General features: G+C 68.0%; 25 protein-coding genes. 9 read left to right on the top strand and 16 right to left on the bottom strand.

The window, feature by feature from the left end; all coding sequences use genetic code 11:
- Positions 1-65 precede the first annotated feature (65 nt).
- Together ACWF0M_RS23510 and ACWF0M_RS23505 are read left to right on the top strand one after the other, a co-directional pair.
- Positions 66-1,481 carry an MFS transporter gene (locus ACWF0M_RS23510; RefSeq protein ID WP_452237832.1) on the top strand — a complete coding sequence of 472 codons (1,416 nt, stop codon included), beginning with the start codon at positions 66-68 and terminating at the stop codon, positions 1,479-1,481.
- A gap of 17 nt (positions 1,482-1,498) precedes the next feature.
- Positions 1,499-2,131: a TMEM175 family protein gene (locus ACWF0M_RS23505; protein ID WP_452237831.1), complete on the top strand. Its 633-nt coding sequence runs from the start codon at positions 1,499-1,501 to the stop codon at positions 2,129-2,131.
- Here the strand turns inward: ACWF0M_RS23505 and ACWF0M_RS23500 are convergent.
- The 13 genes from ACWF0M_RS23500 to ACWF0M_RS23440 all read right to left on the bottom strand — a co-directional run bounded on the left by ACWF0M_RS23500 (position 2,073) and on the right by ACWF0M_RS23440 (position 12,772).
- Entirely contained in the window at positions 2,073-3,617 is a 1,545-nt protein-coding gene (locus ACWF0M_RS23500) for a carboxylesterase/lipase family protein (RefSeq protein ID WP_452237830.1), read from the bottom strand. The two genes, ACWF0M_RS23505 and ACWF0M_RS23500, sit on opposite strands and share 59 nt — an antisense overlap.
- A gap of 114 nt (positions 3,618-3,731) precedes the next feature.
- Entirely contained in the window at positions 3,732-4,154 is a 423-nt protein-coding gene (locus ACWF0M_RS23495) for a PIN-like domain-containing protein (RefSeq protein ID WP_452237829.1), read from the bottom strand.
- Positions 4,154-4,828: a DUF433 domain-containing protein gene (locus ACWF0M_RS23490; RefSeq protein ID WP_452237828.1), complete on the bottom strand. Its 675-nt coding sequence runs from the start codon at positions 4,826-4,828 to the stop codon at positions 4,154-4,156. The genes ACWF0M_RS23495 and ACWF0M_RS23490 overlap by 1 nt, the downstream gene beginning before the upstream one ends.
- 93 nt (positions 4,829-4,921) lie before the next feature.
- Positions 4,922-5,680, bottom strand: a complete 759-nt coding sequence (gene cobF, locus ACWF0M_RS23485) for a precorrin-6A synthase (deacetylating) (RefSeq protein WP_452237827.1) — start codon at positions 5,678-5,680, stop codon at positions 4,922-4,924.
- Positions 5,681-5,695: 15 nt separating this feature from the next.
- Positions 5,696-6,043: a fumarate reductase subunit FrdD gene (gene frdD / locus ACWF0M_RS23480; RefSeq protein ID WP_452237826.1), complete on the bottom strand. Its 348-nt coding sequence runs from the start codon at positions 6,041-6,043 to the stop codon at positions 5,696-5,698.
- Positions 6,040-6,420, bottom strand: a complete 381-nt coding sequence (locus ACWF0M_RS23475; protein WP_452237825.1) for a fumarate reductase subunit C — start codon at positions 6,418-6,420, stop codon at positions 6,040-6,042. The genes frdD and ACWF0M_RS23475 overlap by 4 nt, the downstream gene beginning before the upstream one ends.
- The gene (locus tag ACWF0M_RS23470) at positions 6,417-7,166 is read right to left on the bottom strand and encodes a succinate dehydrogenase/fumarate reductase iron-sulfur subunit (RefSeq protein WP_452237824.1); all 750 of its coding nucleotides are present in this window, start codon (positions 7,164-7,166) and stop codon (positions 6,417-6,419) included. Before ACWF0M_RS23470 ends, ACWF0M_RS23475 begins: the two co-directional genes overlap by 4 nt.
- A gap of 2 nt (positions 7,167-7,168) precedes the next feature.
- Positions 7,169-8,911: a fumarate reductase (quinol) flavoprotein subunit gene (gene frdA / locus ACWF0M_RS23465; protein WP_452237823.1), complete on the bottom strand. Its 1,743-nt coding sequence runs from the start codon at positions 8,909-8,911 to the stop codon at positions 7,169-7,171.
- Between the two features lie 2 nt (positions 8,912-8,913).
- Positions 8,914-9,147, bottom strand: a complete 234-nt coding sequence (locus ACWF0M_RS23460; protein ID WP_452237822.1) for a hypothetical protein — start codon at positions 9,145-9,147, stop codon at positions 8,914-8,916.
- A 92-nt stretch (positions 9,148-9,239) separates the two neighbouring features.
- On the bottom strand, positions 9,240-10,205 hold the full coding sequence (locus tag ACWF0M_RS23455; RefSeq protein ID WP_452237821.1) for a hypothetical protein: 966 nt from the start codon (positions 10,203-10,205) through the stop codon (positions 9,240-9,242).
- The gene (locus tag ACWF0M_RS23450) at positions 10,202-10,753 is read right to left on the bottom strand and encodes a hypothetical protein (protein ID WP_452237820.1); all 552 of its coding nucleotides are present in this window, start codon (positions 10,751-10,753) and stop codon (positions 10,202-10,204) included. The genes ACWF0M_RS23455 and ACWF0M_RS23450 overlap by 4 nt, the downstream gene beginning before the upstream one ends.
- Before the next feature lie 72 nt (positions 10,754-10,825).
- Positions 10,826-12,322 carry a glucose-6-phosphate dehydrogenase gene (gene zwf / locus ACWF0M_RS23445; RefSeq protein WP_452237819.1) on the bottom strand — a complete coding sequence of 499 codons (1,497 nt, stop codon included), beginning with the start codon at positions 12,320-12,322 and terminating at the stop codon, positions 10,826-10,828.
- Positions 12,323-12,394: 72 nt separating this feature from the next.
- Positions 12,395-12,772, bottom strand: coding sequence for a VOC family protein (locus tag ACWF0M_RS23440; RefSeq protein WP_452237818.1), 378 nt, complete (start codon positions 12,770-12,772; stop codon positions 12,395-12,397).
- Between the two features lie 140 nt (positions 12,773-12,912).
- Here ACWF0M_RS23440 and ACWF0M_RS23435 point away from each other — a divergent pair, with 140 nt between their 5' ends.
- The 5 genes from ACWF0M_RS23435 (at position 12,913) to ACWF0M_RS23415 (ending at position 17,855) form a co-directional block, all read left to right on the top strand.
- On the top strand, positions 12,913-13,242 hold the full coding sequence (locus tag ACWF0M_RS23435) for a YciI family protein (RefSeq protein WP_452237817.1): 330 nt from the start codon (positions 12,913-12,915) through the stop codon (positions 13,240-13,242).
- Complete coding sequence (locus ACWF0M_RS23430) at positions 13,239-14,420, top strand: RNA polymerase sigma factor (protein ID WP_452237816.1); 1,182 nt, start codon at positions 13,239-13,241, stop codon at positions 14,418-14,420. Before ACWF0M_RS23435 ends, ACWF0M_RS23430 begins: the two co-directional genes overlap by 4 nt.
- Before the next feature lie 44 nt (positions 14,421-14,464).
- Positions 14,465-16,621 carry a hypothetical protein gene (locus tag ACWF0M_RS23425; protein ID WP_452237815.1) on the top strand — a complete coding sequence of 719 codons (2,157 nt, stop codon included), beginning with the start codon at positions 14,465-14,467 and terminating at the stop codon, positions 16,619-16,621.
- On the top strand, positions 16,608-17,327 hold the full coding sequence (locus ACWF0M_RS23420; protein WP_452237814.1) for a hypothetical protein: 720 nt from the start codon (positions 16,608-16,610) through the stop codon (positions 17,325-17,327). Before ACWF0M_RS23425 ends, ACWF0M_RS23420 begins: the two co-directional genes overlap by 14 nt.
- A 141-nt stretch (positions 17,328-17,468) precedes the next feature.
- Entirely contained in the window at positions 17,469-17,855 is a 387-nt protein-coding gene (locus tag ACWF0M_RS23415; protein WP_452237813.1) for a VOC family protein, read from the top strand.
- Here the strand turns inward: ACWF0M_RS23415 and ACWF0M_RS23410 are convergent.
- The 3 genes from ACWF0M_RS23410 to ACWF0M_RS23400 are packed head-to-tail and all read right to left on the bottom strand — an operon-like array spanning position 17,842 to position 24,684.
- Complete coding sequence (locus tag ACWF0M_RS23410; protein ID WP_452237812.1) at positions 17,842-21,771, bottom strand: hypothetical protein; 3,930 nt, start codon at positions 21,769-21,771, stop codon at positions 17,842-17,844. The two genes, ACWF0M_RS23415 and ACWF0M_RS23410, sit on opposite strands and share 14 nt — an antisense overlap.
- Positions 21,768-23,132: an esterase/lipase family protein gene (locus ACWF0M_RS23405; protein WP_452237811.1), complete on the bottom strand. Its 1,365-nt coding sequence runs from the start codon at positions 23,130-23,132 to the stop codon at positions 21,768-21,770. Before ACWF0M_RS23405 ends, ACWF0M_RS23410 begins: the two co-directional genes overlap by 4 nt.
- 43 nt (positions 23,133-23,175) lie before the next feature.
- Positions 23,176-24,684 (bottom strand): serine hydrolase domain-containing protein, encoded by a 1,509-nt coding sequence (locus ACWF0M_RS23400; protein ID WP_452237810.1) that lies wholly within the window; start codon positions 24,682-24,684, stop codon positions 23,176-23,178.
- 99 nt (positions 24,685-24,783) lie between these two features.
- Between ACWF0M_RS23400 and ACWF0M_RS23395 the strand changes: the two genes are divergently transcribed.
- Together ACWF0M_RS23395 and ACWF0M_RS23390 are read left to right on the top strand one after the other, a co-directional pair.
- Positions 24,784-25,317 (top strand): helix-turn-helix domain-containing protein, encoded by a 534-nt coding sequence (locus ACWF0M_RS23395; RefSeq protein WP_452237809.1) that lies wholly within the window; start codon positions 24,784-24,786, stop codon positions 25,315-25,317.
- An 86-nt stretch (positions 25,318-25,403) separates the two neighbouring features.
- The gene (locus ACWF0M_RS23390) at positions 25,404-26,237 is read left to right on the top strand and encodes a hypothetical protein (RefSeq protein ID WP_452237808.1); all 834 of its coding nucleotides are present in this window, start codon (positions 25,404-25,406) and stop codon (positions 26,235-26,237) included.
- Positions 26,238-26,247 lie beyond the last annotated feature (10 nt).

Genomic DNA, 26,247 nt, shown 5'->3' with positions numbered 1-26,247 from the left:
AAGATCGTCTCTTACGGGACTATCTGTTATGGTCTCTCTCATCGGGCTAGCGATGGGAGTGGGTTGTGGCTGTAGTGGAGTCGGTGGCGGTGCGGGCGCGCGGGAAGGCGCTTGTCGTCCTGTGCGTGATGCAGTTGATGATCATCTTGGACGGGACCGTGGTGACCGTTGCGTTGCCTACGATTCAGGCGGATTTGGGGTTCTCGCAGGCGGGGCTGGCGTGGGTGATGAACTCCTACCTGATCGCGTTCGCCGGACTGCTCCTGCTGGCGGGGCGGATCGGGGATCTGATCGGGAGCAAGCGGGTCTTCGTCGCAGGACTCGGGTTGTTCACCGCGGCGTCGTTGTTGTGCGGGGTGGCGGGCAATGCGGAGGTGCTGATCGCCGGCAGGTTCCTGCAGGGCGTCGGCGGGGCACTGGCCTCGGCGGTGATCCTGGGGATGATCGTGAACCTCTACCCGGCTTCTGGTGAGCAGGCGCGCGCCATGGGCGTCTACAGCTTCACAGCCGCCAGCGGCGCGTCGATCGGCCTCATCTTCGGTGGGGTGATCACCCAGACCATCGGCTGGCACTGGGCGTTCCTGATCAACGTCCCGATCGGTGTGGTCTCACTGGCCTTCGCCGTACGTCTCCTCGCGCACCAGCCCGGGCTCGGCCTCGCAAACGGTGCCGACGTACTAGGCGCCGTACTGGTGACCGCAGGCCTCTCCCTAGGCGTCTACACGATCGTCCAAACCGCAGAACCACATGCGACGCTGACCCGCACGCTGCTGCTGGCCGCTGCGTCGCTCGTGCTGCTGGCCGCGTTCGTCGTACGCCAAGCGCGGATCAAGAACCCGCTACTTGCCCTGCGCATCTTCCGGCGCCGTCAACTCACCGTCGCCAACGGTGTCGTCGTACTGCTCTTCGCCGCGGGCTTCGGCTTCCAATTCACCACTGCCCTCTATGTACAGCGCGTACTCGGCTACGACTCGCTCACCACCGGCCTCGCCTTCCTGCCCGCGCCGCTCATGAACGGGCTGATGTCCCTGTCCCTCGCACCACGCCTCACCGTCCGCTTCGGCCCACGCAAGATGCTGCTCGCCGGACTGGTCGTCTTCATGCTGGCGCTGCTCTGGATCAGCCGTGCACCAGTAGACGGCTCGTACGTCGTCAACGTCGGGCCAGTGCTCGCAGTGATGGGTGCCGGTATCGGTGTGGCCATCCCAGCGTCGATCATGCTGGCCATGTCCGGTGCGGACGCCAGCGACGCCGGACTGGCCTCGGGACTCAACAACACCGCTCAGCAAGCCGGTGCAGCGGTCGGCACCGCCGTACTGGCCACGCTGGCCGCATCCACCACGTCACACCGCCTCGCCGCCGGCGCCGGCGACCTGCTGGCGCTACGCGACGGCTACGGCGCAGCCTGGCTCGCAGCGGCCGGATTCGTCCTGGCAGCGACCCTGTTGTCGATCAGTTTGCTCCGGACGAGCCACCGCTGACCGCTACTGTGGCGGCCGTGAGTACCTCGAGAGACCCGGACCGCCTCGTTCTGTTCAGCGATGCGGTCGTCGCGATCGCCATCACGTTGCTGGTGCTGCCGCTGGTCGACCTGGTGCCCGAGGTGCAGTCGGAAGGCGGCGACGCGGTCAGCGTGATCAGTGACCACCGTCAGGAGATCTTCACGTTCCTGCTGAGCTTCGTGGTGATCGCGACCTTCTGGATGGGGCACCACCGGCTCTTCGAGCACATCCGCGCGTACACCCCCGCCATGATGCGGCTAAACCTGCTCTGGTTGCTCACGATCGTCATACTGCCGTTCCCGACCGAGATCGTCGGCGCCTTCGACACCGACGAGTTCACCGCCGGCCTGTACATCGGCACGATCCTGGCGCTCAGTGTCTGCCAGTCCGCGCTGACCTGGATGGTCCACGGCCACAAGGAGCTGGAGAAGCCGGACAACCCGATCGGACAGCAGGAGCTTGTCGGCTCCTTGCTGATGACCGGGTTGACCGTGCTCGCCTATCTCCTGGCAACGCTTGTTCCAGGCGTCGACTTCTACGCGATGTTCCTGCTCCTGCTGTCGCCAATCGTCATGCGGGTGTGGAAAGGCCGCTCCAGAACCCGCACTGGTGCTCAGCAGTCAGATTGACCCGCTGGACGCCGCCCTGGTCCGTCGGCGCGAGTGAGAGCCCGTTGACGGCCTGTACTCCGGTCGGCGACCAGTGCGGCCGGTCCGGACCGTTCGGGTTGCCGGTCCGCGCGAACGCCGTCCAGTAGTCGATCATCTGGTTCGACAGCGTCTGTTGCGTCTCCGACATCGGGAGGTCGTAGCCGCCGAGGCGGAACAGGTACGGGAGCTCCATGGCGTGTGCGGCTCCCAGTCCGGGCGCTGCGATCGGGGAGTGCTTGTCCGCGAACTCGTACGCGTACACCGGGACCTTGCGCGCCGCCTGCTGGTCCGTCGCGACCTGTGTGCACGACCAGATCCGGTCCGTCGTCACAGCACCCCACGCTGCAGCCGCTGACTCGTAGCGCGACTGCGGGTACTGCCGCAGTACCTGAGGCGCCTTGGATGCGCCGACCATGTTCTTCACCAGCGCCGGGTAGTCCTTGATGTCCCCGAACGCGGCCAGCCAGCCGTTCGCCTCGTCGTGGTTGTTCCCGGAGATGATCGGCACCCGGTGGAACAGTCCGGCCTCCACTGCCTTCGCCGGGCTGAACGGTACGACGGGAGTCCCGCCGTACCCGATCTGCGTGAACTGGAGCAGGTCGTCCACCAGTACGTCGGCCTTCAGACCGCGCAGGCACTCGAGCGTCGTGCAGCTCTTGCCGACCGCCCACTCCTTGCCGTTCGCCCGTACCCGGCTGACCGGGATAAAGGGGGAGTCTGCGGCCTGACCCGGGTACTGGCTGTTGTCGGCCCAGTTGAAGGCGCACGAGCCGCTCTGCATGATCGCCTTCGCGAACAGGCCGGTTGCGGTCGGGGAGGTCAGCTGCGCGCACACGCTCATCCCGCCGGCGGACTCACCCGCCACCGTGACGTTGCGCGGGTCGCCGCCGAACGCACCGGCGTTGCGCTGCACCCAGCGCAGGGCGGCCTGCTGGTCCTGCAGGCCGAACGTGCCGGAGCCCGGCAGACCTGGGTACCCGAAGAAGCCGAAGATGCCGAGGCGGTAGTTGACCGTGACAACGACCACGTCACCGCGCGCGGCGAACTTCGATGCCTCGTAGCTGCTGCCGGCGCCGGAGAAGAACCCGCCGCCGGGGATCCACACGACGACGGCCCGGGGTTTCGTGGACGGCTTGGCGGGAGTCGTCACGTTCAGATACAGGCAGTCCTCGGCGGTCGAACCCTTCGGCGCCTCGGAGTTCGCCTGCTGCGCGCACACGCTGCCCACCTTGGACGCCCGTACGCCGGTCCACGGCTGCACCGGCTGCGGCGCCTTCCACCGCAACGCGCCGACCGGGGGAGCGGCGTACGGAATCCCGTCGTACACCAACGCGTCCCCGACGCTCTTACCAGCCACCCGCCCGCCGTCAATCCGCACAACGCTCTGCTGTGCCGCTTCACCCGGTCCGGCCAGTCCCACCAACAGCCCCACCGCGGCCGCCATACCCACCAAGAGTCTCTTCATGCCAGGAGCGTCGCCCACACCACCCGCCCCCGACTTCGACCCACCGGCCAGAGCCACTAAGACTTTGGTCTAGCCTTCAGTCCGAAACAGTCCGCACACCGTTCTCGTACGGACCTACGAATGATCGCGGAGATTCAGCGGTCTCACTCCGGACGCGCTCATCGCGAGTGCCCACGGCCCGGCACCCCGCTTGATGATCTCGCGCTGAAGCCGAGCCTCGTGTTTGAGGAACAAGTCCACCTGATCGCGCGGGCCGAGATCCCGCTTTGCGCCGATCCAGACCGAGCGGATGCCCAGCTCCGAGTACGCGCGCAGTTCGGCGGGCCTGGTACGGATCCGCCGATCTCGGGTCAGCACGACGAGGTTGCGCTCGGCTACGACAGGCATCCAGTCAAGGTCCAGGGTGCCGAGTGGCACCTCAGGTAGCTTGTCGTGCCCGGGGTAGAGCACGTCGTCGCGACCGCTGCGACGCAGAAGCTTGCCGAGACCGAGGGTGTTCTCGTCGGTGAAGTACACCGAGCCGAGATCTGCTGCCATCAGCCGGCGCGACCGGCGATCAGTTCGAAGCGGATGGCCTCGTCAACCTGCGTGTGACTGAGATCGTAGAGGTCGGCCAAGTCCTCCCGGGTGGTGCCCGCTCGGAAGTCCTCGGCAAGGGATTCGGTGCGCACATTACGGACGGAGGGCTGCCCGAACGAGCGCTGCGGGTCCATCACCACGTCGGGGGTGCGGATCTCCGGCGTCAGTCGGCCGGCGATGTCGTCGATGTACTCGACTGCCGAGCTGAACCGCTGGGCGGACTCAGCCAGCACGAGCTGCCCGTTGCGGACGACCACGAGTTGCAGGGAGCGCTCAAGCCCGACCTGCTCCTGGACGATCCTGACCAGCTCACGGCCCTCGACATCCAGGAACGGGCGGGCGTGTGCGAGCGGGTAGCGGCCGAAGTCGTTGCGGAGTCGGATGATCGCCGGGCGAAGGCGCTGAACGGGCACGTCGCGACTTCGGAACTCCGCGAGGAACCGCGCCTCGACCATCTCGCCCCAGGTCACTGCATCGGTGCCAGTTGGCTCCGCGCGCAGGACCGGGTCATAGAACCGACCGCCACGCTCGTAGCCCTCGAGCCAGCGCCGGGCAGTGCCCGAGTGCAAACCGACCAGGCGATCCACGTCGGGATACGAGTAGATCGCTCGATCGAGGAGTGAGTTCGCCATGGTGGTAATCCTGACACCCTCAGGGGACGGAGTGCGAACCTGCGCCTCCGTGTCGGCCCGTTCCTGGGCGCGCGTCCCTGCACCCGCCAACCCCTACGAGTGGCGTCTCAGGAGGTAGGTGTCCATGATCCAGCCCTTGCGGTCTCGGGCCTCTGCTCGGACCTTCTCGATCTCGGGTGCGACCTCTCGGAGTGGGCCGGAGATGAGGAGTTCGTCTGGTGTGCCGAGGTACGCGCCCCAGTAGATGTCGGCGTCCTGATCGACATGCTCCGTGAACGCGGTCTGGGCGTCGAGCATCACCACGACGTCGTCCACTCCGGCCGGCCACTCCTGAGCGAGCCGGCGGCCGGTGGTGATCTGGATCGGGCGCCCGACCTGGTTCAGCCCGACCCGGTGCCGGGCGGCGAGGGTCGACACGCTGCTGATGCCGGGAATCACCTCGACCGAGAACGCGAGCTCGCCGCGCGCCAAGATGTCGTCCAGGATCGCCAGCGTGCTGTCGTACAGCGACGGGTCGCCCCACACCAGGAGCGCCCCGACCTGGCCCTCGCCCAGCTGGCTCGCGATCAGGTCCGCGCACACGTCGGCCCGGCGCCGCCGCCAGTCGTCGACGGCCTCGACGTACGCCGACGTCGTACGATCCCGCTCCGGGTCCCGCCCGACGACGACCCGGTAGTCCTTCGACGTCGCGTACCGCCGCAGGATCTCCGACCGCAGGTCCACGAGCTCCTGCTTGACCTCGCCCTTGTCCAGCACGAAGAACACGTCGACCCGGTTCAGCGCCGACACGGCCTGCATCGTCACCTGCTCCGGATCGCCCGCCCCGACCCCGACCACCACAATCTCCCGCATGCGCCGCAGCCTATGTCAGACCGTCAGCAGCAGTCCGGCCGCGATGACGGATCCCACAATGGCGCCGCCGTAGCACAGGACGACGATCGGTACGGCGTACCGCTTCAGCTGTAAGCCGTCGTACAGGGTGTAGCGGAAGCGCTGGGCCCAGTGGAACAGTGCCAATGCGCAGAGCCCGAACAGCACGAGTCGGGTGAGCGGATTCCGCAGTACCGCGAGCAAATGAGTGTGCGAAGGTGACCACAGGTCGAGCGGGATCGCGATACCGAACAGGAACAGCAGGATCGGCACCATCAGCGCGGCCACCATGCCGCCGGAGCTGAACAGCATCCAGAGGAACGGTTCAGGCGACCTGCGGTTCATCGCAGCACCAGCCATGCGACGACGGCCGACAACACCAACCAGGCCAGGTAGTGCGCGGCAACGATCTGCCGCGCCGGTACCCGGCTGCCGCGCACCTTGATCGCCATCGCCCGCGGCGCCAGGCCGAACCACGTCACGACGTGCAGCAGCACGAACAGCATCGCGATCACGTTGATCGCGACCACCCACCACTGCCCGCTCCAGTCGAGGAAGCGCTGGTACGACGCGGCGCCGTCGCTGATCGCATTCACCAGCAACAGCAGGAACACCACGAACCACGCAACGAAGACGCTGCTGAGCTCACGCAGTACGAACAGCACGTACGCCCGGCGCTCGAGCCACCAGAACAGGTGAATCGGCCGCTGGTAGACACTCATCGCCTGCTCCGCGAACGCGGCATCAGCAGGTCCTTGATCGACTGCGTCGCCGCCGTCAGCTTGTAGCGCTGGATCGCCCCGGCCGGATCCACACCCTTCGGGCACACGGCACTGCATTCGCCCACGAACGTGCAGGCCCAGATCCCTTCCGGCGAGGACAGTACGTCGCGACGCTCGTCGGCACCCTCGTCGCGCGAGTCGAGGTTGTAGCGCTGTGCCAGGGCGATCGCCGCCGGGCCGATGAAGTCCGGTTCGAGACTGTAGACCGGGCAGGCCGAGTAGCACAGCATGCAGTTGATGCACATGCTGAACTGCTGGTACTCGTCCAGTTCCTCGGGCGTCTGCAGGTACTCGCCCTCCTCGACCGGACTCTGCACCTCGCGGACGATCCACGGCTTGACCTTCGGCAGCTTGGTCATGAAGTCGTCGATGTCCACCACGAGGTCGCGGACGACCGGGAAGTTGTGCAGCGGCTCGACCCGGATCGGGCCGGGCGCGTAGTCGGTGAGGAAGGTCGCACAGCTCAGCTGGGGCTCGCCGTTCACGGTCATGCCGCAACTGCCGCAGATCCCCATCCGGCAGGACCATCGGAACGACAGGGTGCCGTCCAGGTGGTCCTTCACGTAGGTGAGGCCGTCCAGGATCGCCCAATGCTCCCGCAGCGGGACCTGGTACGACTGCATGACCGGCTCGGTGTCGACTCCTGGCCGGTAGCGGGCGACCTCCAGCGTGATCTCGGTTGCCATCGCTATCTCCCGTACACGCGTTCGCCCGGCGGCCAGCGGGTGATCGTCACCGGGAGGTACCCGACGTGGCTGGTTCCGTCCGGTTGGCGTTGTACCAGCGAATGCGCCAGGAAACGTTCGTCGTCGCGGGCCGGGAAGTCGGTCCGCTGGTGCGCGCCGCGCGACTCCTCCCGGAGCGCTGCGCTGTCGATGATGCACTCGGCAACATCCAGCATGAACCCGAGTTCGAGCCACGCGATCAGTTCGGTGTTGAAGTTCGTGCTGTGGTCGTCGATCGCCGCGTGCTGGAAACGCAGCCGTAGCTCCGCCAGGGCATGGGCGGCCTTGGTCAGCGAGTCGCCGTCGCGATAGATCCCGGCGCCGTTCTCCATCGTGGACTGCATCTCGGTCCGGACGTCCGCGATCCGCTGGTGCCCCTCGACGCGCCGACCCAACTCCGCGGCCAGCCGGCGCTCCTCGTCCCGGCCTTGCGCGACGATCGACGCCGGCACCGCGCGGTGATAGCGCCCGGCGAACACGGCGGCGGCGCGGCCGGCCCGGTTGCCGAAGACCAGGCACTCCGGCAACGAGTTCGACCCCAGCCGGTTGGCGCCGTTGATACTGACGCAGGCCACCTCGCCGGCGGCGTACAGGCCGTCGAGCGGGGTCGCGCCGTGCAGGTCCGTGTGGATCCCGCCCATCATGTAGTGCACGACCGGGCGTACCGGGACGAGCTGATGCACCGGATCGATGTTCTGGTACTTCGAGCACAACTCCCGGACGAACGGCAGCTTGGCGTCGATCAGCTTCGCCCCGAGGTGCCGCAGATCCAGGTTGACGACCGGTCCGTACGGCGTATCGATCGTGCGGCCCTTCTCGACTTCGTGCACGAACGCCTGGGACAACCGGTCCCGCGGTCCGAGTTCCATGTTGCGCAGTACCGGCTCCTGCGTCGGCGTACCGAGGTCGTAGTCCTGCAGGTACCGGTAGCCGTCCTTGTTGAGCAGCCAGCCGCCTTCGGCGCGGGCCGCCTCGGTGATCAGGATCCCGGTGAACGGCAGGCCGGTCGGGTGGTACTGGACGAACTCCATGTCCTTGAGCGGCGCTCCGGCCCGGTACGCGAGGGCCATCCCGTCACCGGTCTTGATGTTCGCGTTGGTCGTGAACGGGAACACCCGGCCACAGCCGCCGGTGCAGACGATCACCGCGTTCGCAGTGATGGTCTCGGTCCGCCCCGTGGCCAGTTCGATGGCGACCACGCCGTACGCGCGTCCGTCGTCGACGAGGATCTTGGTGACGTACCACTCGTCGTACCGGACGATGTCCGAGTAGGAGAGCGCGGTCTGGAACAGCGTGTGCAGCAGGTGGAACCCGGTCCGGTCGGCGGCGAACCAGGTGCGCTTCTTCTTCATGCCGCCGAACGCACGGACCGCGATCCTGCCGTCCGGTTGCCGGCTCCACGGGCAGCCCCAGTGCTCGAGCCGCAGCAGCTCCCGAGGCGCCTCGGCGACGAACGCCTCGACGGCGTCCTGGTCGCACAGCCAGTCGCTGCCGGACACGGTGTCGTACGCGTGCTCGTCCAGCGTGTCGTCGGGCCCGGCCACGGCCGCGGCACCGCCCTCGGCGGACACCGTGTGGCTGCGCATCGGGTAGACCTTCGAGATCACCGCAACGCGCAGTGCCGGGTTGGTCTCGGCCACCGCAATGGCAGCTCTCAACCCGGCACCGCCGCCTCCGACCACGACAACATCATGATAATTCGCCATGGTCAGGCTTCGTGGTCGCCGCTGTGCTCGTCCATCAGCACTTTGCCGTCGTGCCGCACAGTCCGGATCCGTACGCTGCCGTCGTGGAACTCGTGCCGCATCTGCCGGCACCCACAGGCGAACAGCATGTCGTCGAGCCGGAAGCCCTCGAAGTCGTCCTCCTGGCTTCGATCGGCATCTCCGAGCCGCCCACACGGCGCCCGCTCCCCAGTCAGATGCGTCTTGGTCCCGGTCATTCACCCACCTCCTCACCCTCCCGAGGTGTTCGTGACCTACATCACACCCCGATAGTGCGCCCGTGGTATGCGCGGCGGCAATGCCTCGGCGTTCACCGGGAGAACTGCCAGCGGATCTGCTCGGTGTCGGGCAGCACGATGACGGGGCCTTTGCCTACCTTCCAGTCGTCGTACAGCAGGAACATCCGCCCGCCGGAGCTGACCAGGAGCCGCAGCCCGGTGGTGCGGTAGTGCCCCACATGGCCGGCTCCGGTGACCGGGGTCTCCACGACGCCGGGTGCTTCGAGGCCGAGCGGCGTGCTGCTGAACGCGGTCACCTGCGGCATGGTGGGCACATCCGCCTGCACCTGCAGGGCGTACCCGCGGCCGACGATCGTCGCGAAGTCGGACACCGCCCAGAAGAGCGCCGCCGTGACGACACCGCCGACCAGCAACATCCGCAGCGCGTGGTGCCAGGCCGGCTGCGCGGGCGTCGAGGGGGCGTCGCTCGCGGTTGCCCGCAGCCAGGCGCCGTACGCCGCGACAACGGTGCCGCCGGCAACGACGAGGGGAGCGAACAGGTCCACCGCGTGCCGCATGACCGCCGCGGCGACCACGGCCGCCGCGATGGAGCCGAGTCCGCCGAGGAGGGCGATCCGGGCAGACTTGCGGAGCGCCCGTCTGGCCTCGGTACGGTGGAGTGCGGCGTCGATCCGGCGATGTACGGCCAGACCGACGAGTCCGACACCCGCGATGAACAGCAGTGGCAGGTAGAGGGTGCTGATGCTGTTCAGTACGTAGTCCTGCGTGGAGAAACCGAAGAGGCTGACGTCCAGCCCCATCTCCCGGGCCTGTGTCCTGCTCCGGGCCCACCCGAAGTAGATCATCAGCCCGGTGGCGATCGTCAGCGGCGGCCCCAAGGTCGTGACCACCGAAACCACCGCCTGCAAAGGCGATTCACTCCCGACCGGTTCGGGGGTGGCAGATACCGGCACCGACGGCGACGCCGGTTGTGGCACGGCGCCCGCGGTGTTCGCCGGACCGTTGGTCTGCGGTGGGGTCGCAGTCGGCTGAGTCATCCGGTCGGCTCCGCGGTCTGCAGGGCTATCTGTTTCTTCATGCATTCCGTGTTGCCTTCGACCCGGTTGAATTTCACCTCCGGCTTCTGGCCGGGATGCGCCTTGTGCCACACGACCGCGCGAGCCAGCACCTCGGTCACGAGTGCCGCCACGCAATCATCCCCCAAGGGCGCCGGATCCGCGGTGGCGTACTTCTCCACGAGCACCCACTGGTCCGCTCTTCCGTCCACCGCGGCTCGGCACAACGCGAGCATCGCGGTGGCGATCCCGGTCCCCTTGAGGCCGGCCGTATCGGTCCGCAGATTGCTCTGCAGCCGAGCACACTTGCCGTCGGCGAACGGGGTGTACGCCGCCCAGGTCGGCGTCGGGGATTCTCCGTCCCGCGGACCGAACGGCACCCACGAGAGCCAGCCGCTCCCACGCTTGCCGTCACCGCTGCCGCCGGACTTCGCCGTACCGGATTCGCCGGGTGGATCTGGGGCGCAGCCGGACAGCGCGGCGTACGCGACCAGGCACGTGAGCAGAGCAACGACTCGACGCCGGACCACAGTCCCCACCCCCAGGAATTATCCCCGTGGATTCATAGAGTGCATGGGGTGTGGCTCAGCGTCAACGGGAAATTAGTGCTTGGCCTGCCGCCATTCGCGTTCGAACGGCAAACGCCAGGCGCGCGGGGCGATCAGTTGGTGGATCGCGTTCGGGCCCCAGGTGCCGGGCTGGTACGGCTTGGCCGGCGGCGGGTCGTCGAGCAGCGGCGCGGACCGGTCCCACAGCGACTCGATGCCCTCGGCCGTGGTGAACAGCGTGTGGTCCCCGCGCATCGCGTCCAGGATCAGCCGCTCGTACGCCTCCAGTACGTCGCCCGCGCTGCCGGTCTCCTGCGTGGAGAACTGCATCGACAGCTTCTCCAGCCGCATACCCGGACCGGGCCGCTTGCCGTAGAACGACAGCGACACCCGCGACGAGTCGGCCAGGTCGAAGGTCAGGTGGTCCGGGCCTTCCGAGCCGACGCCGGAACCGGCCGGGAACATCGTCTTCGGCGCCTCCTTGAAGGCGATCGAGATGATCCGCTGGCCCTCGGCCATCTTCTTGCCGGTGCGCAGGAAGAACGGCACGCCGGCCCAGCGCCAGTTGTCGATCTCCACCTTCAGCGCGATGAACGTCTCGGTGTCCGAGTCCGGCGCGACGCCTTCCTCGCTGCGGTAACCGGAGTACTGCCCGCGGACCACGTCGCCCGGGTTGATCGGCAGCATCGACCGGAAGACCTTGTTCTTCTCCTCCGAGATCGCCCGCGGCTCCAGGGCGGTCGGCGGCTCCATCGCGACGAACGACATCACCTGCATCAGGTGCGTGACGACCATGTCCTTGAACGCGCCGGTCGGCTCGTAGAAGGTGGCGCGCTGGTCCAGGCCGAGCGACTCCGGGATGTCGATCTGCACGTGGTCGATGAAGTTCCGGTTCCAGATCGGCTCGAACAGGCCGTTCGCGAACCGGAACGCGAGGATGTTCAGCGCGGCTTCCTTGCCGAGGAAGTGGTCGATCCGGAAGATCTGCGACTCGTCGAACGTCTCGTGGACGAAGTCGTTCAGGTCGATCGCGCTCGCCAGGTCGTCGCCGAACGGCTTCTCCATCACCACCCGGGCGCGTTCGACCAGGCCGGCGTCGCGGAGCATCGCGATCACCGCTTGCGCGGCCTTCGGCGGCACCGACAGGTAGTGCAGCCGGCGGGTGTCCGGGCCGAGCAGCTCCTCGGCGGCCTTCACCGCGGACGCGAGCGCCTCCGGCCCGGCGGTCACCGGCACGTACTCGAGCCGCTCCGCGAACTGCGCCCACTCCTCGTCGCTCATCTTGTGGGTGCCGAACGTCTCGACTGCCTTCCGCGCGCGATCCCGGAACTCGTCGGAGCTCAGGTCCTCGGTGGCGGTCCCGATGACCCGCACGTCCGGCGCGAACCTGGAATGCTGCAGGTACGCGAGTCCGGGCAGCAGCTTGCGCTTGGCGAGGTCGCCGGTGGCCCCGAACAGCACGATCACATGCGGCGCCAACGGCTCCGGGTCCCGCCGCGACGGCCGCGACCCGGGCGCCGGATACGCAATGGTCTGAGTACGGTCAGGCATTCAGTCCTCCCGAGGACGCCACCGGAGCCAACACTGTTTCGCAGTCTAGGTGCCTCCGGTGACGCCCGGGCGTCAGGCTGATTGCCAGAGGCCGAGGATGTTGCCTTCCGGGTCCCTGAAGTAGGCCGCGAATCCCATGTCGCCGACCGGGAGCTTCTCGCCGACGGGTTCGCCGCCGAGGCTCTCGATCGTCTTCCAGGCCGCGTCGATATCCGGTACGTCGACGGTCAGCACCGGACCCTTGAGTTCGTCGGTGCGCTGGAACATCCCGCCGTTGATGAACCCCGCCTCGGCCGGCATCGACTGCTCGTTCACCGGCCCGGTCGACGCCATCGTGTAGTCCATCCCGGGCATCTCCATCAGGTTCCACCCGAACGCCTCACGGTAGAACGCCCGCGCCCGGTCCCCATCGTCGTACGGCACCTCGAAATGCACGATCCGCCCTGTCATCACAGCCCCTCCCGTCGGTACGCCACTACCGACCGACGCTAGCCCCGGTACGCCGTACCAGCCAGAGGTCACGGATTACGGTGTTCGTGTCTGTTTCCGGCGTAGACGTTCGTCGGTGGGGTGACGGAGAGGATGAGCCTGTGAAGTACCTGCTGATGATCTGTGGTGACGAGTCGGCTGCTGCGCATGCTGATGAGGGGTGCGGTGGCTGGACGGAGGAGATGGCGGCTCGTGGAGTCGTGGCCGGTGGGGCTGGGTTGCGGCCGCCGGACGAGGCCACCACGGTGCGGGTGCGGGAGGGGGAGTTGCTGCTCACGGACGGGCCGTTCGCGGAGACTAAGGAGCAGATCGGTGGGTTCGTGCTGATCGACTGCTCCGACCTGGACGAGGCGATCGAGATCGCGTCGAAGCACCCTGCGGCCGGCTACGGCACGATCGAGATCCGGCCGGTGCTGGAACCGCCGGTGTGACGTTCGAGGAGATCTACCGGCAGGAGTGGGGCCAGGTGGTCGCCACTCTCATCCGGCTGACCGGTGACTGGGAGCTGGCGGAGGAGTGCGCGCAAGAAGCGTTCGCCTCGGCGCTGCAGCGGTGGCCGAGCGACGGCGTACCGGATCGGCCTGGTGCGTGGCTCACTACGGCCGCACGCAACCGTGCGATCGACTGGCTGCGCCGCGAGGCAGTGGGCGCACAGAAGCTGCGGGAGGTGGTTGCGATGACGTATGACTCAGAGCCGCCGTACGACGTACCGGACGATCGGCTGCGGTTGATGTTCACCTGCTGCCATCCCGCACTGGCGATGGAGGCACGGGTGGCGTTGACGCTGCGGACACTGGCCGGTCTGAGTACGACGGAGATCGCGCGGGCGTTCCTGGTGCCGGAGACGACCATGTCGAAACGGCTGACCCGTGCGAAGCAGAAGATCCAGCACGCCGGCATCCCGTACCGCGTCCCACCCGCACACCTCCTGCCGGAGCGGACACCCGCCGTACTGGCTGTCCTGTACCTCCTCTTCAACGAGGGGTACTCCGACGTTGTCCGGAGCAACCTGAGCGGTGAAGCGATCAGACTGGCCAGACTGCTCGTCCAACTCATGCCGGACGAACCTGAGGCGGCTGGACTGCTCGCACTGATGCTGCTGCACGACGCGCGCCGCGACACCCGCCTGGCACCGGACGGCGCTCTGGTTACGCTGGACGAGCAGGACCGTACTCAGTGGGACAGCACCCGGATTGCCGAAGGCGTGGACCTCCTCGACTCCGCACTGCGCCGCGGCGAGCCCGGCCCGTACCAGGTCCAGGCCGCGATCGCTGCCTGCCACGCGACCGCCCGGACCGCAGCCGACACCGACTGGCCGCAGATCGCCGCCCTGTACGCCCAGCTCCCGCAGACCCCTGTGGTCGCCCTCAACCGAGCTGTGGCGATCGGCATGGCAGACGGCCCAGCGGTCGGTCTACGGCTGGTAGAAGAGCTGGCTGCCGGACCGCTGACCGGCTACCACCTCCTCCCTGCCACGCGGGCCGACTTCCTCCGGCGCCTGAACCGCCGTACCGAAGCCGCCACGGCCTACCGCGAGGCCCTGGCCCTGGCCGCCACCGAAGCCGAACGCCGGTACCTGGAGAAGCGGTTGGCTGATTCGCTCCTGTGAAATGCCGTCCCGCGCGTACCCTGACAACTGGGGGAGGGGACGCAATGGGGGAGACCGATTGGGTCGCGATCGGCGGTGAGTTCAGCCGTCGCGAGCTGACAGCATTGACAACGACACTCGAGAGCAACGGTGCGTTGCGGGAGGTCGTCGATCACGCGCTGGCCAGGGCCGGCGACAGTTCCACGGAGTTCGAGCACGCCTGGACGGCGGCCGGCCGGCAACCCGGAGCGACGCTCGTACTGGCTGCTTATCTCTACGCGCGCTGTCAGGCGGCGTGGGAGCGGACGGGCAACTACGACGGGATCAGGGCGACGATCGACAGCGCCCGCGCCGGATGGAATCGCTGCGAGCGGCCGCTCGGCTGGGAGGACAAGGCCACCGACCTGTTCCTGCAGCACGCCGCGTCGCTGCCGGACTGCATGGACGCCGAGGGGGCGATCAACTGCTCCTGTCCGGTGGCGCTGCAGACCCATGCCGCTGCGGTGTCGGACGCCAACGCCCAGGTCCTTCGAGAGATCAGGGGCCTCGATCAACCAGATGCCGAGAGCTTCGTCGGCTTCCTGTCCGAGATCGTCGAGAAGCACTTCGTGACGTACGACGCGATCGCCGCGGTCGCGCACGGCGTACTGGGCTGGATCCTGGAAGGACCGGCCGCCCTCGACGAGCTTGAAGCGTGCATGACGCGGCTCGAGAAGGCGGAGTCGAGCCCCTTGCTGGCCGACGACGTCTACTCCTCGGAGCTGCGAGCGCACCGGTACGCGCTGCAGAGACTGACCGAGCACACGCCCGGTCCGACAGTGCCGGAGCTGACCATCAGCGAGGCGCGCTTGGTCTACTGCTATCCGTTCGCGACTCCGGCGCGGATCAGCTGGGAGGACCTCGGGAAGGCGCGCGTTCTGGCCGGTGCGCGACCGCAGCTCGTTGACAAGCTGCATCTCTCCGACATCTGGAACAGCGACATCTACCAGGGTCTGGTGGTGACATTGCCGCCGATCAACGTCCGCACGACAGCAGGCATCGATCTTCGCCATACAGTCGAGCTCCGGCTGAGCAAGTTCGGCAACCACTACATCAGGATCGAGTACGACAACGACGGCGACGAGCTCGGACTGCACGAGATCTATCAAGGGCTGCGGCGGGCCTCGCACTCGATGGGTGACGAGGAAGTCACGTCGCTCGAAGCTGGTGGAACCGGATCGTGGCAGCGGCTGCACGAGTTCGCGGACGAGATCCACCAGGACCTCGCCCAGCAGGTCGACAGTCTGAACCCGGGTGAGTGGCGCGCGGACTTCGGCAACGACTTCAACGTCGTACTGGAGATCAGGCAGGCGCAGATCCGTGGCGCGGACGGTCGGGAGCGCGCAGCGACCGGTCAGGATGTCATCGACACGGCCGGGCAGCTGCTGCTGAATCCCGTCACCGGTTACGCGACCGCGCTCGAGGAATGGACCCGCCGGCCGATGCCGGACAAGGTGGGCAACCTGATCGGGGACGCCGGGTACGACACCGACCTCGTCGCCAGGACCGACAACACCACGCTGGTCGTGCTTCCGGGCAGCCCGAGCTGGGTCTACCTCGGCCAGGAGGAGAAGGTCGAGTTCGTTGCCTCGCTCCCCCCACTCCTGAAGCGATGGCGCCGCGAGCTGCGAGCGACGAAGGACGCGCTGGCCGCCTCGTTGACACCCGGACGGATGGAGGAGACCAAGCGCGGGCAGGTGGAGGCCGACCGGTTGAAACTGGCTCGCCACGTGGCGGACGTCCGCTACTGCCTCGATCAGTTGCACAGCAACGCGTTGTGCCGGCCGGCGGTGCACCGTCGGTTGGTGGACAGGTTGTACGACGCTGCAGGTCTGCTCCGGTACGAGGACGAGCTCGAGGCGGAGATCCGTGAGGTCGAGGCACTCTACGCGCTGGTCGCCGCGCATTTGAGCGTTGTCGAGGAGGAGAGGGCGCGGGCGGACGAGGAAGCAACCAGCAAGTACCAGCGGAGTATCCAGGTGATTCTGGGCTTGCTGGCGGCGCTGTCCCTGGTCGGCCTGTTCGAAGCGATCAACCAGTTCGTCATGGCGCCCGTCGCGGAACGAGTGTCAGTGGGTGTGGCCACGCTCGAGCTCGGGTTCGTCCTGCTGGCCGCGGTCGCGATTGCCGTTGCCTTCGCGCTGCTGGGACGCTCGGGAGGCAGACACAGTGGCGATTCCTGAGCTGGAGTACGTCGACTCCTGGCTGCTGGCGCCGGTGCAGCTCGAGCGGCTGTACGACGAGGTGCTCAACCCGAGCTTCCCCGTCGACGAGCTGGTGCCGCGCGACCGGCTGTTGCCGCGGCTGGCGAAGGAGGACAGCGGAGTCTGCTGTCGCGTCGCGGTCGACCCAACCGGCCGAGCCGTGGCGGGCATCATCGCCGACATCTACCCGGGTGCGGGCGTCCTGTTGCTGTCCTACCTGGCCGTTCTGTCGGGGCTCCGTGATCGCGGCGTCGGCACCGGCCTCGCGAGCGACGCCGTACCGCGGTGGATCGCTCGCTACCGACCTGCGCTGGCGGTCGCGGAGGTCGAAGATCCACGCTTCCACGCCGACAGCGACGCAGCCGGGTACGGCGACGCGGACGCTCGCATGCGGCTGTACGACGGTCTCGGCGGACTGATCCTGCCGCTCCCGTACGTGCAGCCGGCCCTGTCCGCAGGAGCCGAACGCGTCCGCAACCTGCTGCTGATGGTGTTCCATGCCGCCCCGGAGGTCTGCCCCGATGGGCGGCTCGACCCCGAGCTGCTGGTGCAGTTCCTGACCGACTACTTCACGGCGTGCGAAGGCAGGACTCCCGTCGACGCCGAATTCACCGCGCTGCTCGACGCCTGCAAGCGCTCAGAGGGCATCCCACTGCTGAAGCCGTCCGAATACCTGTCGGACTGACTGTCTGTCCCGGCCGAACCTGTTCGTCGGTGAGGTATGACGGATCGCACAGGACCTCCTGCTGGTCCTCAGCGGCCGTACCCTCCCACCGAACCACCTGTCCGGTCGCGACGCCGACCGCTTCACCGCTGGAGTGACCCGATGATCATCAGCCTCCCGATCGAGGACCGCCGACGCTCGTACGCCTTCTACCAGGCGGCGCTCGGCCTGACACCGGTAGGCGAGGAGTGGGACGAGGACGGCATCCCCGAACCGCTGCAGTTCCAGCTGGCCGACGACGTGAGGATGATGCTGATCCCGACCGGAGGCTTCGGCTGGGTGCTGGGAGATCAGCCGGCGGCACCGCGTGGCCAGAGCGAGTGCATCCTCACCGTGCAGGTCGACAGCGAAGAGGCGGCCGACGAACTGGCTGCCAAGGCGGTCGCCGCCGGGGCGGTGCAGGTGACGGCACCGACTCGCAAGCCGTGGACCTACATGGCCACGTTCACCGACCCCGACGGACACCTCTGGATGGTCACGGCTCCTTGAGTTCGAGGGCGTAGTCGCCGTGGGTGGCGGTCCGGAGCAGGATCCAGTCGGAGTCGACGGCCAGGTTGGTGATCGGGTCGTCGACGTACAGCCCGGCGATCCGGCTGCCTGCCGCCGGATCCCACACGGCGACGTTGCCGCCGGTCGATCCGGTGACCAGCACGGTCCGCGCGTTCAGCGTTCCGATCGCTACGCACTGGACCGCCGAGGCGCGGTCGGCCGGGTTCTCGATCCGCTTCCCGTCCGCGATCGAGTACACGCGCGCCTGCCCGCCGCAGGCGACGGCGACGATCCCGCCGTACCCCGGAAGGTTGCCCAAGGCCACAGAGGTCGCCTGTTCCAGGTTCGGCTTCACGTACAGCAGGTCCCAGCCCTGCTCGAGAACGTACGACGGCAGCTCGACGAACGGCCCCGCGATCGCCCGCGGACGCTCGCCTTCCCCAGCCAAGGTCCGCCGGTCCCAGACCCAGACGGCGCCGTCGACCGATCCCGTCGCGATCACCGGCATGCCGTCGAGTTCACCGGCCGCCGCGACCGAGTGCGGCCAGCCCTCCGGCCGGTCCAGGTCGAGCGGCCGACGGCGAGACCCGTCCCGCGAGAACCCCTCGTCCCGTCTCTCGCCCGAAAGCTCCTCCGGGACCGTCGTCGGCACGAACCCGTCGTAGCGCCACTGCGCGGTTGAGCCACTGCGCAGCCGCGAGAGCGTGACACCGTCCCGGTTCGCGTCGTACTCGAGTTGCTGCAACTGCACCAGGGCGGTGTCGTCGTAGTCGGGCGCCGCCGCGACGATCGGATGTCCGCCGACCACACCGATCGCGATGGCCCGGCTTCGTTCCTGGTACGGCGACTGCTCGACGTGGACGTGCCCTTCGGTGAACCAGTACAGCTGCTTCCCGATCCCCGCGGCGACCACGAACGGCGCCCCGATCCGGGCCCCGGCCATGACGGCCAGCAGGCTGCCGCCGTCGAACTGGATCGGATCGGTCCGCCAGACCTCGCGGCCGGCGGCAGGATCGATCAGCAGAATGCGGTGGGCGCGGTCCGGGGCGGGCTCGTCCTGCACGGCCAGGATCACCAACGCGCCGTCGTCCTCGACCCCGAAGCCGCGAACGTCGAGGATCTCGAGCCCCGGCGGAAGGTCGACGGGCTGCAAGGTCACGGCGTCGACCATCGTCAGCGTGCGGCCGATGTCGACACCGGCGATGACCAGCCGCCCGTCGACCCGGCCGATCCCGATGGCGTGACCGAGGCCGACGTCCGCCGCGGCGATCCGTTCCTTGGTGCGGGCGTCCCACACCTCGAGGATCCGGTCGTACCCGGCCGAGGTGACCACGACCGGGCGACCGTCGATGACGGACATCGCGACAGCGGTCGCCTTGTGGTCGAGCGCGATCATCGACGTGACATCCGGTACGCCGGTCCGCGGGTCCCACAACTCGATCCGCTTCTCGACCGCGATGGCGACCACGGGCAGGTCGTCGACGTGGCCGAAGCCGAGACCACGGACCTTGCCGGTCGTGCCGTAGGTCGACTCGAGATCTGCTCTCCAGTCGAGGCTGCCCTTGACCATCCGCAGCCAAGGTGTGGCCGCGAGCCGGCCGACCGCATTGCCCAGCCCGGTCATCGAGGCGCCGGGGTAGTCCTTCAACCGGGCGTGCAACTGGCCCGCGAGCTGGGCGGGGTCGCGCGTGAGAGCGGTCCGGCTCCGACGCAGGGCCCGCTCCATCACATCGATCGGCTGGAACGTGGTCATCCATCGGACCATCGAGTCGGCGTCGTCACGGGCCGTGCCCTCGTCGGTCACGATCTTGGCCGCGGTGATGACCGCGTCGGTCTGGTCGACGCCCAGCAGGTCGACCGCGCGGGTCAGCCAGCCGGCATCGGTCACCAGGTCGACGACCGCTTGGGAAGCGGGTGCAATCCGGTCCGCGTCGGCCACCAGATGCTCGGCGAGGTAGCGAACCGCGTAGAAGTTCGCGTCCGCCCAACCGTCCAGAGCCGCCCGCTGCCGCGCGGCCAGCGCTCGCGCGATCCGTCGGTGGCCGGCGGCGTACGACGGTTGCGCGTGGAAGTGCTCCACGAACGTCTGGTGGGCCAACCGGTACGTGCTCTGGCCGTGCTCCCCGTCGAGCATGACGTACGGCGCTGCCGCGACCAGCAAACGGTCCAGGTCGGACTCGCCGGGCGGGCTGTCCATGAACGCACCGGCAGCCGTCGCCCAGGTGCCGTCGGCCCGCGGCAGGCCCCGGCCGCGGGCATGGGCAAGGGCCTCCAGCAACGGCCGGAAGTTGCGGTCGGCAACTGTCAGTCGCTCCACCGCGGTGGCGAACAGTCCGCGGCTGTCCTGCTCCAGCAGCTCTGCGAGCTCGGGTTGCGCCGCCGCGGTGAGCAGGTCGGGCCGGGCGAGGATCTCGTGCACGGCCAACCGGGCGTAGAGGAAGTGCCGGTTGTGCGCGCCGACGCTCCGGGCCGCGGCGGCCGCGGTGCCGGAGTCGATCGGCAGGGCCCGCAGCCGATGCTCGACGTATCTCGTCACCGCTTCGGCATCGAGGTCCACGGTCACCGTGGCGGTCGGTTCGAGCGCGTCGAGCAGGTTGGTGTCGACCGGCTCCAGGAGGTCGAGTCCTTCGTTGGTCGAACGGCGCGTACCGACGACGACCCGGCAGCCGGGGACCTCGGACAATTGCCGCAGTACGGCGGCCACCGCGAGCGGAGCCTGAGCCTCGTCCAGTGCGTCGACCATGACCGTGCGGCCCTCGACCGCTGTCCGCAGACCGTCGAGCGTGGTGGAAACGTCCTGCTCGCCTTGGAGGTCGGCCGCCAGCCGGTTGATCACCTCGGTGGTCGTCAGGCCGGTGAGCAGGACCGTGGCTTCGAAGACGTTGTCCGGCGGCTGCTCCGGCTCGGCCAGCCGCTCGACCTGATCGGTGCGGATCAGCAGCTCGCGCAGCGACGGGTTGCTGTGCACGACGAGGTTGCCCAGTACGGCGGACTTTCCCGAGCCGGCCGGCCCGGTGACGGCGAGCAGCCCGGAATTGGTGGTGCGCAGCCAGTCGGTGATCTCGCGATGCTCCCGGTTGCGCCCCTCGAAGTACCAGGTCGGCTCACCGAGTTCCGCTCCCTGCGCCTTGGGCACGAAGAACTTGCGCTGATCCTTGGGCAGACCGGCAAGGAATGCCTCCAGTTCGAGATAGACGTCCTGGGTGGCGGTGACGCCCGCACCGAGCGGCCGCGGCGGCGGGGTCAATGGCCGGGCCCGCCCGAGCCCGATCGGGATCGCGTAGCCGAACGCCAGCAAGCTCTCCAGCCGGCCGACCAGGTCGGCCACCCGGATCACCTCGTCATTGGCCGTGAAGGACTTCAACGCCAGGTCCAGAGCCTTCGGCACCGCCTTGAGGAAGCCCGATCCGGTGCCGCCACCACCGAGCAGCGCGAAGCGTCCCGCCGGATTCGTCTTCGACAGGACCTTCGCCGCGAGCAGCTGGACGAACCGCTCGGCGCCACAGGCCTCGATGACGACCAACGTCCAGGCCCCGGGGTCGTTGCTGCGGCCGGCCCATTCGTCGGCCAGGTGATCCGCCAGTTCCTCCGCCTTGTGACCGGAGCTTCTCATGTGCTGCGTGCTGTTGTACGACGCCAGCCAGGCATCCTCGGTGTCCGACTCGCCATGGCCCACCCAGACCAGGACCGAACTCCGCGGCCCGTCCCGATCAGCCCAGGCGCCCAGCTCCCGCTTCACCCAGTCGGCGTCCGGCCGGCCGTCGGCCCAGGGGTGCAGTACACCGCCGTACGGCGTGAGCAGGTCGGCGATCGCCTTCGCGTCGTCGTCGGCCGGGATCGACGCGAACGGCCGTCGTACCTCGGTGCTGTAGGCGGCGATCGGGATGGGGAAGATCGTGAAAGCCGGCTCGCTCATTGGCCCGCCTCCTCGGGCGGGACCGCCAGCACCTGTTCGGTGACCGCCGATGCGCCACCGCCCTTCACCTCGACCCGGTAGACACCTGGCTCCCCGAGTACGACCGATGCGGTCAGCACTCCGTCGCGAAGCTGCAACGGAGGCACCGCGACCTGCCAACGGCTGAACGCGTCGACGACCCGGCACGTCGTACCGGTAGCGTCCGCACCAGTCACGGCGATCGTGAGCGGCTCGGACACGGAGACGACATCGGGTACGTCGATTCCGATCTCCCCAGGTCCGAGTGGGGGACCGGCGGTGTCGTTGGTGAGGATGTCGCGCACATGCGAGATGGCTTCCTCGGTGGCGGCGACGGCACCATGCGACTGCGGGAGCGTGCCGGGCGACAGGCCGAACCCGGCGGCCGACCGGCGGAACACCGTGCCGTCACCGCGCAGATCCGGCCGCTCTCTGATCACTCCGGCCGGATCGGTGATGCACGTGTGCATGAGCGGTGCCAGTACGCCGTCGCGCAGCGACACACTCTGCATCGTCGGCTGCTCGACGCCGATGAGCAACCGCAGACTGCCGGCCTCTCCTTGCATGAGCTTGTCGTGCCGCTCGACCGATTCGCTCGCAAGCTCCCTGTCGCCGTCCAGAGCTGCGATGTCGCCGGGCTCGAGCCGGCGGGCCGTCGTACCCTCGTCGACGCACCGGTAGAACGGCAGCAGGTCGTACAGGCCGGGCATGTCCTGGACGAGCTTGCGGAGCCGCTTGCGGGGAAGCGGTATGCCGTCGCCCGAGCTCAGGATGTACGCCGACTTCACGGATCCGTAGTACGGCGTGCCGAGTGTGACCGTCGTACGCACGCTCGACGCACCGCCGAGCACATGCAGGTAGTACCGGGCGATCAGGCCACCCATCGAGTGCGCGACCAGGACGACCTTCGCATCGGCGCTGCCGGACGGATGCGCCTGCCACTGGGACAGGTGCCGGTCGACCAGTCGCCCGAGTTCCTGCGCGTTGTGTTCCACGGACAGCCGCCAGTCGTACGGGAACTCGCACAACGCATCCGGATGTGCGAGCACCCGTCCGATCCCGGTCAGCAACTTCGTGTACGGCTCGAAACCCTTCAGCACCGGCGCGAACGCCGGGAAGCGCAACAGCCCCGTCGCACGGACGCGGCCGGTCCGGCCGGCCCGTTCGTCGTCCGTGACAGCCAAACGCTTGAGCGCTCTTCCTGTCGTCCACGCGCTGACCCACCAGCTCGCGTCGTCCAAGCCCCACAGGACATCGCCCGACTCGACGTCGGCCAGCGAACTCCCCATGATTCCCGGGATCACGATGACGGCATCCCGGGACACAGCCCCCACTGCGTCCATCCGAACCCACCCCCGGATTCAGTCTCGATCCGGGTCGGGTGAATTACCAGACCGAGGCGGGGTGGCGAAGCTTGGCCGTCCGGAGTGCCTTCTTGGTGGCTGATTGACGGCGGAACAGGCGGCCGCCGTACCGGAGCCACTCGACCTTTCCGTCGGTGCCGCGGACGAAGTTGGCGCGGACGTGCGTCGGCGTACCGTCGGGGTTCTGTGCGAGCACGTAATCCTTGCGGTAGAAGGCGAATCGGAACACTGCCTGTCCGCCCACACCCGCAACCAGCTCGCCGCTGTCGGCGGCGAGGTCGAGACCCAGCTCCTCCGGCTTGCCGTCGAAACCGATCTGGTGAGAGACGTACGTGCCTTCGTAAGCAGCCAGCTTTTGAGGCGGCAGATCACGGGGTACGGCGGGAAGGTTCGTGACGCCGGCGAACTCCTGCAAAGCCCAGTCGTCCGCGAACAGCTCTGCCACCAGCGACGGCCCGCTCTCGGAGTTGGTGAGCAAGGTGATCGCGAAGTCCCGCTGCGGTACGAACAGGAAGCCGGAGTGCTGACCAGACCAGTCCCCACCGTGCTGCACCACGGTCGGGCCCTGGGCGGTCGGGCGCAACATCCAGGTGACGCCCACCCCGTTCAGCTCAACGAACAGCGTGCCGCCCGGACCCGGGTGCGACTGCATAGCGAGCCTGCTGCGGTCGCTGAGCAGCTGCGGGAGGTCCCGGTGCCCCAGGTGGTACCGCGCGTACCTGAGCTGGTCCCGGGCGCTTGAGATCAGCCCGCCGATCGCGTGCAGCGCACGCGGCATCGCGTCGAACGACGGCTCGACGACCGGCTTCCCGTCGACGATGTTGTGCGACGCGGCAACGCTGAAACCGTCGAGTTCGCTCCGGAAGAACCGGCTGTGCGCGAGTCCCAGTGGATCGACGACCAGTTCGCGGGCAGCGACCTCGTACGGCTTCCCGGTCACCACCTCGATGATCCGCCCGGCCACACCGATCGCCGCGTTGTTGTACGAGAACACCTTGCCGAGCGGCGTGAGCTGCGGGACCTTCGCCATACCGGCGACGCACTGCGCGAGCGCGCCGTCGCCCTGACCCGTGTCCTCGAAGTAGTCGCCCTGCCAGCCGGCCGAGTGATTCAGCAGCTGCCTGACGGTGACCCGCGCCGCGACCGACGGGTCCTGCGTCGCGAAGTCCGGCAGGTAGGCGCGGACCAGCCGGTCCAGGCTGATCCGGCTGCGCTCGACAAGCCGCATGATCGCGGTCGCGGTGAACGTCTTGCTGGTCGACCCGATCCGGAACACGGTGTCGCCGGAGACAGGTTCGCCGGTGTCTACGCTGGTGACGCCGAAGCCGCGGACGTACTCACGGCCGCGGTACCAGACGCCGAGGCCGGCCCCCGGGATCGCGTACTTCGCCATCCCGGCCTCGATCTTCTCGGCCAGCCGCCCGATCGCGGCCGGTTCGCGACCGGTCGCCGAGGCGGGGGTGGTGGACAATGCGGCGACCGGTACGGCAGCGGCGGCGGACTTGAGCACGGTACGACGGGTGAGCGACACGTCAACGTCTCCTCGGGCGAATAGGAATGCTTCCGATGCCGCTATTATTACCATTGTTGGTATCAATGGATACCCTGAAAGAACCCTGATGGAGAGCCGATGGCGGAGTCACCGACCCCGGTGCTGGACGTCCTGCTGCACCCGATCCGCTGGCGCATCGTGCAACGCGTGCTGGGCCGTGAGGTCACCACCACGGACCTCAAACGCGACCTCCCCGACGTCCCCATCACCACCCTCTACCGGCACGTGGCCGCCCTGATCGACGCCGGCTACCTCACGGTCGTCCGCGAACGAAAGATCCGCGGCACCACCGAACGCACCCTCACCCTGGACCAGACCAAGGTCGGCCGAATCGACGAGCGCGAGGCCCGCGCCATGACCCCCGACCAGCACCGCCAGGCCTTCCTGATGCTCCTGACCCGCCTGGCCGCCGACTTCGACCGCGTAGTGGACAGCGGCGACCTCTACCCGCGCATCCACCAACTCGGCTACTCCCAACTAGCCCTCTACCTCAGCCCGGACGACATGACGGCATTCCGCTCAGCCTTCGCAGCCCTGATCGCCCCCTACCTAGCCGAGTCCCCAGGCAAGGACCGCGTCGTCCTCTCGATGTTCTCGTTACCCGACGACTGACCCTCCGGTCGAACCCCAGGGGAAGACCGAACAAATTTCAGCTCTTCGGTGGTGGCAGAGGGTCTTTGACCTGCTACAACGAGTGAATGCGCAAACTGGGGATCATCGTCGCGGTGGCTCTCGCCGCCCTGCTCATACCCGCTCAGGCTCACGCCGTCACCGGATGGACCGTCGTCGGGTCCGACAACGCCCGCCCGCTCGACGAAAGCCAAGGACTCGCCACGGTGACCCGTGGCGGAACTACGGCGTACCGCTACACCGGCGTCGGCACCATTCCCGCCGACCTGCTGACCCGTGGCTGGAACCATGTCGGCGATCCGGGTGCCGCCCAGGGCTGGTACGTCGAGCCGTACCAGCGCGATGACCGCGGCGGGAAGCTGTACCGCGTGCAGTCGCCGGCGGGTATCTGGTCCAACTACACGCACGCCCTGGAGTCCTGGGAGGCGAACAACAACAGCTTCGCCGCAGTGTCCCCGGATGCGCAGTGGATGGTGACGGGGGAGTGGGGCACGATGGACCGCCTCCTCGTCCTCCCGATGCCGGGCGTGGCCGCGACGGACCCGTCGAAGAACCTCCCGTATGCGTCGGCGATCCGCCTCGACCACCAGGTGCGCGACGTACAGGGCTGTGACTTCGTGACAGCTACTCAGCTCCTGTGCTCGTCCGACGACCCGGACGGCAGCCTGTTCGGTACGACGAAGCCGCTACTGCAGGTCGACCTGACCGAACCGGTGGGCTCCGCCGACGTGACCGGCCACGTCACGTCCCTGGGCCAACTCCCGCTGCAGAGCGGCTGCTCCGGAAACTTCGAGGTCGAGGGCATCGACTACTACGAGCCTGACGGCACACTCCGGGTCGTCATCATGTCGCCCGGCATCTGCATCGGCATCGACAGCAAGACCTACCGCTTCCGCCGCTGACCCGGACAAC

This window comes from Kribbella sp. NPDC055110, assembly GCF_053607525.1.
The sequence above is the reverse complement of the archived record's forward strand: the minus strand, read 5'-3'. Positions and strand labels throughout refer to the sequence as shown.

What these genes read in the sequence shown, in the direction of transcription:
- ACWF0M_RS23500 (WP_452237830.1), bottom strand. Translation starts at nt 3,617, where the DNA reads ATGAAGAGACTCTTGGTGGGTATGGCGGCCGCGGTGGGGCTGTTGGTG.
- ACWF0M_RS23495 (WP_452237829.1), bottom strand. Translation starts at nt 4,154, where the DNA reads ATGGCAGCAGATCTCGGCTCGGTGTACTTCACCGACGAGAACACCCTC.
- ACWF0M_RS23490 (WP_452237828.1), bottom strand. Translation starts at nt 4,828, where the DNA reads ATGGCGAACTCACTCCTCGATCGAGCGATCTACTCGTATCCCGACGTG.
- cobF (WP_452237827.1), bottom strand. Translation starts at nt 5,680, where the DNA reads ATGCGGGAGATTGTGGTGGTCGGGGTCGGGGCGGGCGATCCGGAGCAG.
- frdD (WP_452237826.1), bottom strand. Translation starts at nt 6,043, where the DNA reads ATGAACCGCAGGTCGCCTGAACCGTTCCTCTGGATGCTGTTCAGCTCC.
- ACWF0M_RS23475 (WP_452237825.1), bottom strand. Translation starts at nt 6,420, where the DNA reads ATGAGTGTCTACCAGCGGCCGATTCACCTGTTCTGGTGGCTCGAGCGC.
- ACWF0M_RS23470 (WP_452237824.1), bottom strand. Translation starts at nt 7,166, where the DNA reads ATGGCAACCGAGATCACGCTGGAGGTCGCCCGCTACCGGCCAGGAGTC.
- frdA (WP_452237823.1), bottom strand. Translation starts at nt 8,911, where the DNA reads ATGGCGAATTATCATGATGTTGTCGTGGTCGGAGGCGGCGGTGCCGGG.
- ACWF0M_RS23460 (WP_452237822.1), bottom strand. Translation starts at nt 9,147, where the DNA reads ATGACCGGGACCAAGACGCATCTGACTGGGGAGCGGGCGCCGTGTGGG.
- ACWF0M_RS23455 (WP_452237821.1), bottom strand. Translation starts at nt 10,205, where the DNA reads ATGACTCAGCCGACTGCGACCCCACCGCAGACCAACGGTCCGGCGAAC.
- zwf (WP_452237819.1), bottom strand. Translation starts at nt 12,322, where the DNA reads ATGCCTGACCGTACTCAGACCATTGCGTATCCGGCGCCCGGGTCGCGG.
- ACWF0M_RS23440 (WP_452237818.1), bottom strand. Translation starts at nt 12,772, where the DNA reads ATGACAGGGCGGATCGTGCATTTCGAGGTGCCGTACGACGATGGGGAC.
- ACWF0M_RS23425 (WP_452237815.1), top strand. Translation starts at nt 14,465, where the DNA reads ATGGGGGAGACCGATTGGGTCGCGATCGGCGGTGAGTTCAGCCGTCGC.
- ACWF0M_RS23415 (WP_452237813.1), top strand. Translation starts at nt 17,469, where the DNA reads ATGATCATCAGCCTCCCGATCGAGGACCGCCGACGCTCGTACGCCTTC.
- ACWF0M_RS23410 (WP_452237812.1), bottom strand. Translation starts at nt 21,771, where the DNA reads ATGAGCGAGCCGGCTTTCACGATCTTCCCCATCCCGATCGCCGCCTAC.
- ACWF0M_RS23405 (WP_452237811.1), bottom strand. Translation starts at nt 23,132, where the DNA reads ATGGACGCAGTGGGGGCTGTGTCCCGGGATGCCGTCATCGTGATCCCG.
- ACWF0M_RS23395 (WP_452237809.1), top strand. Translation starts at nt 24,784, where the DNA reads ATGGCGGAGTCACCGACCCCGGTGCTGGACGTCCTGCTGCACCCGATC.
- ACWF0M_RS23390 (WP_452237808.1), top strand. Translation starts at nt 25,404, where the DNA reads ATGCGCAAACTGGGGATCATCGTCGCGGTGGCTCTCGCCGCCCTGCTC.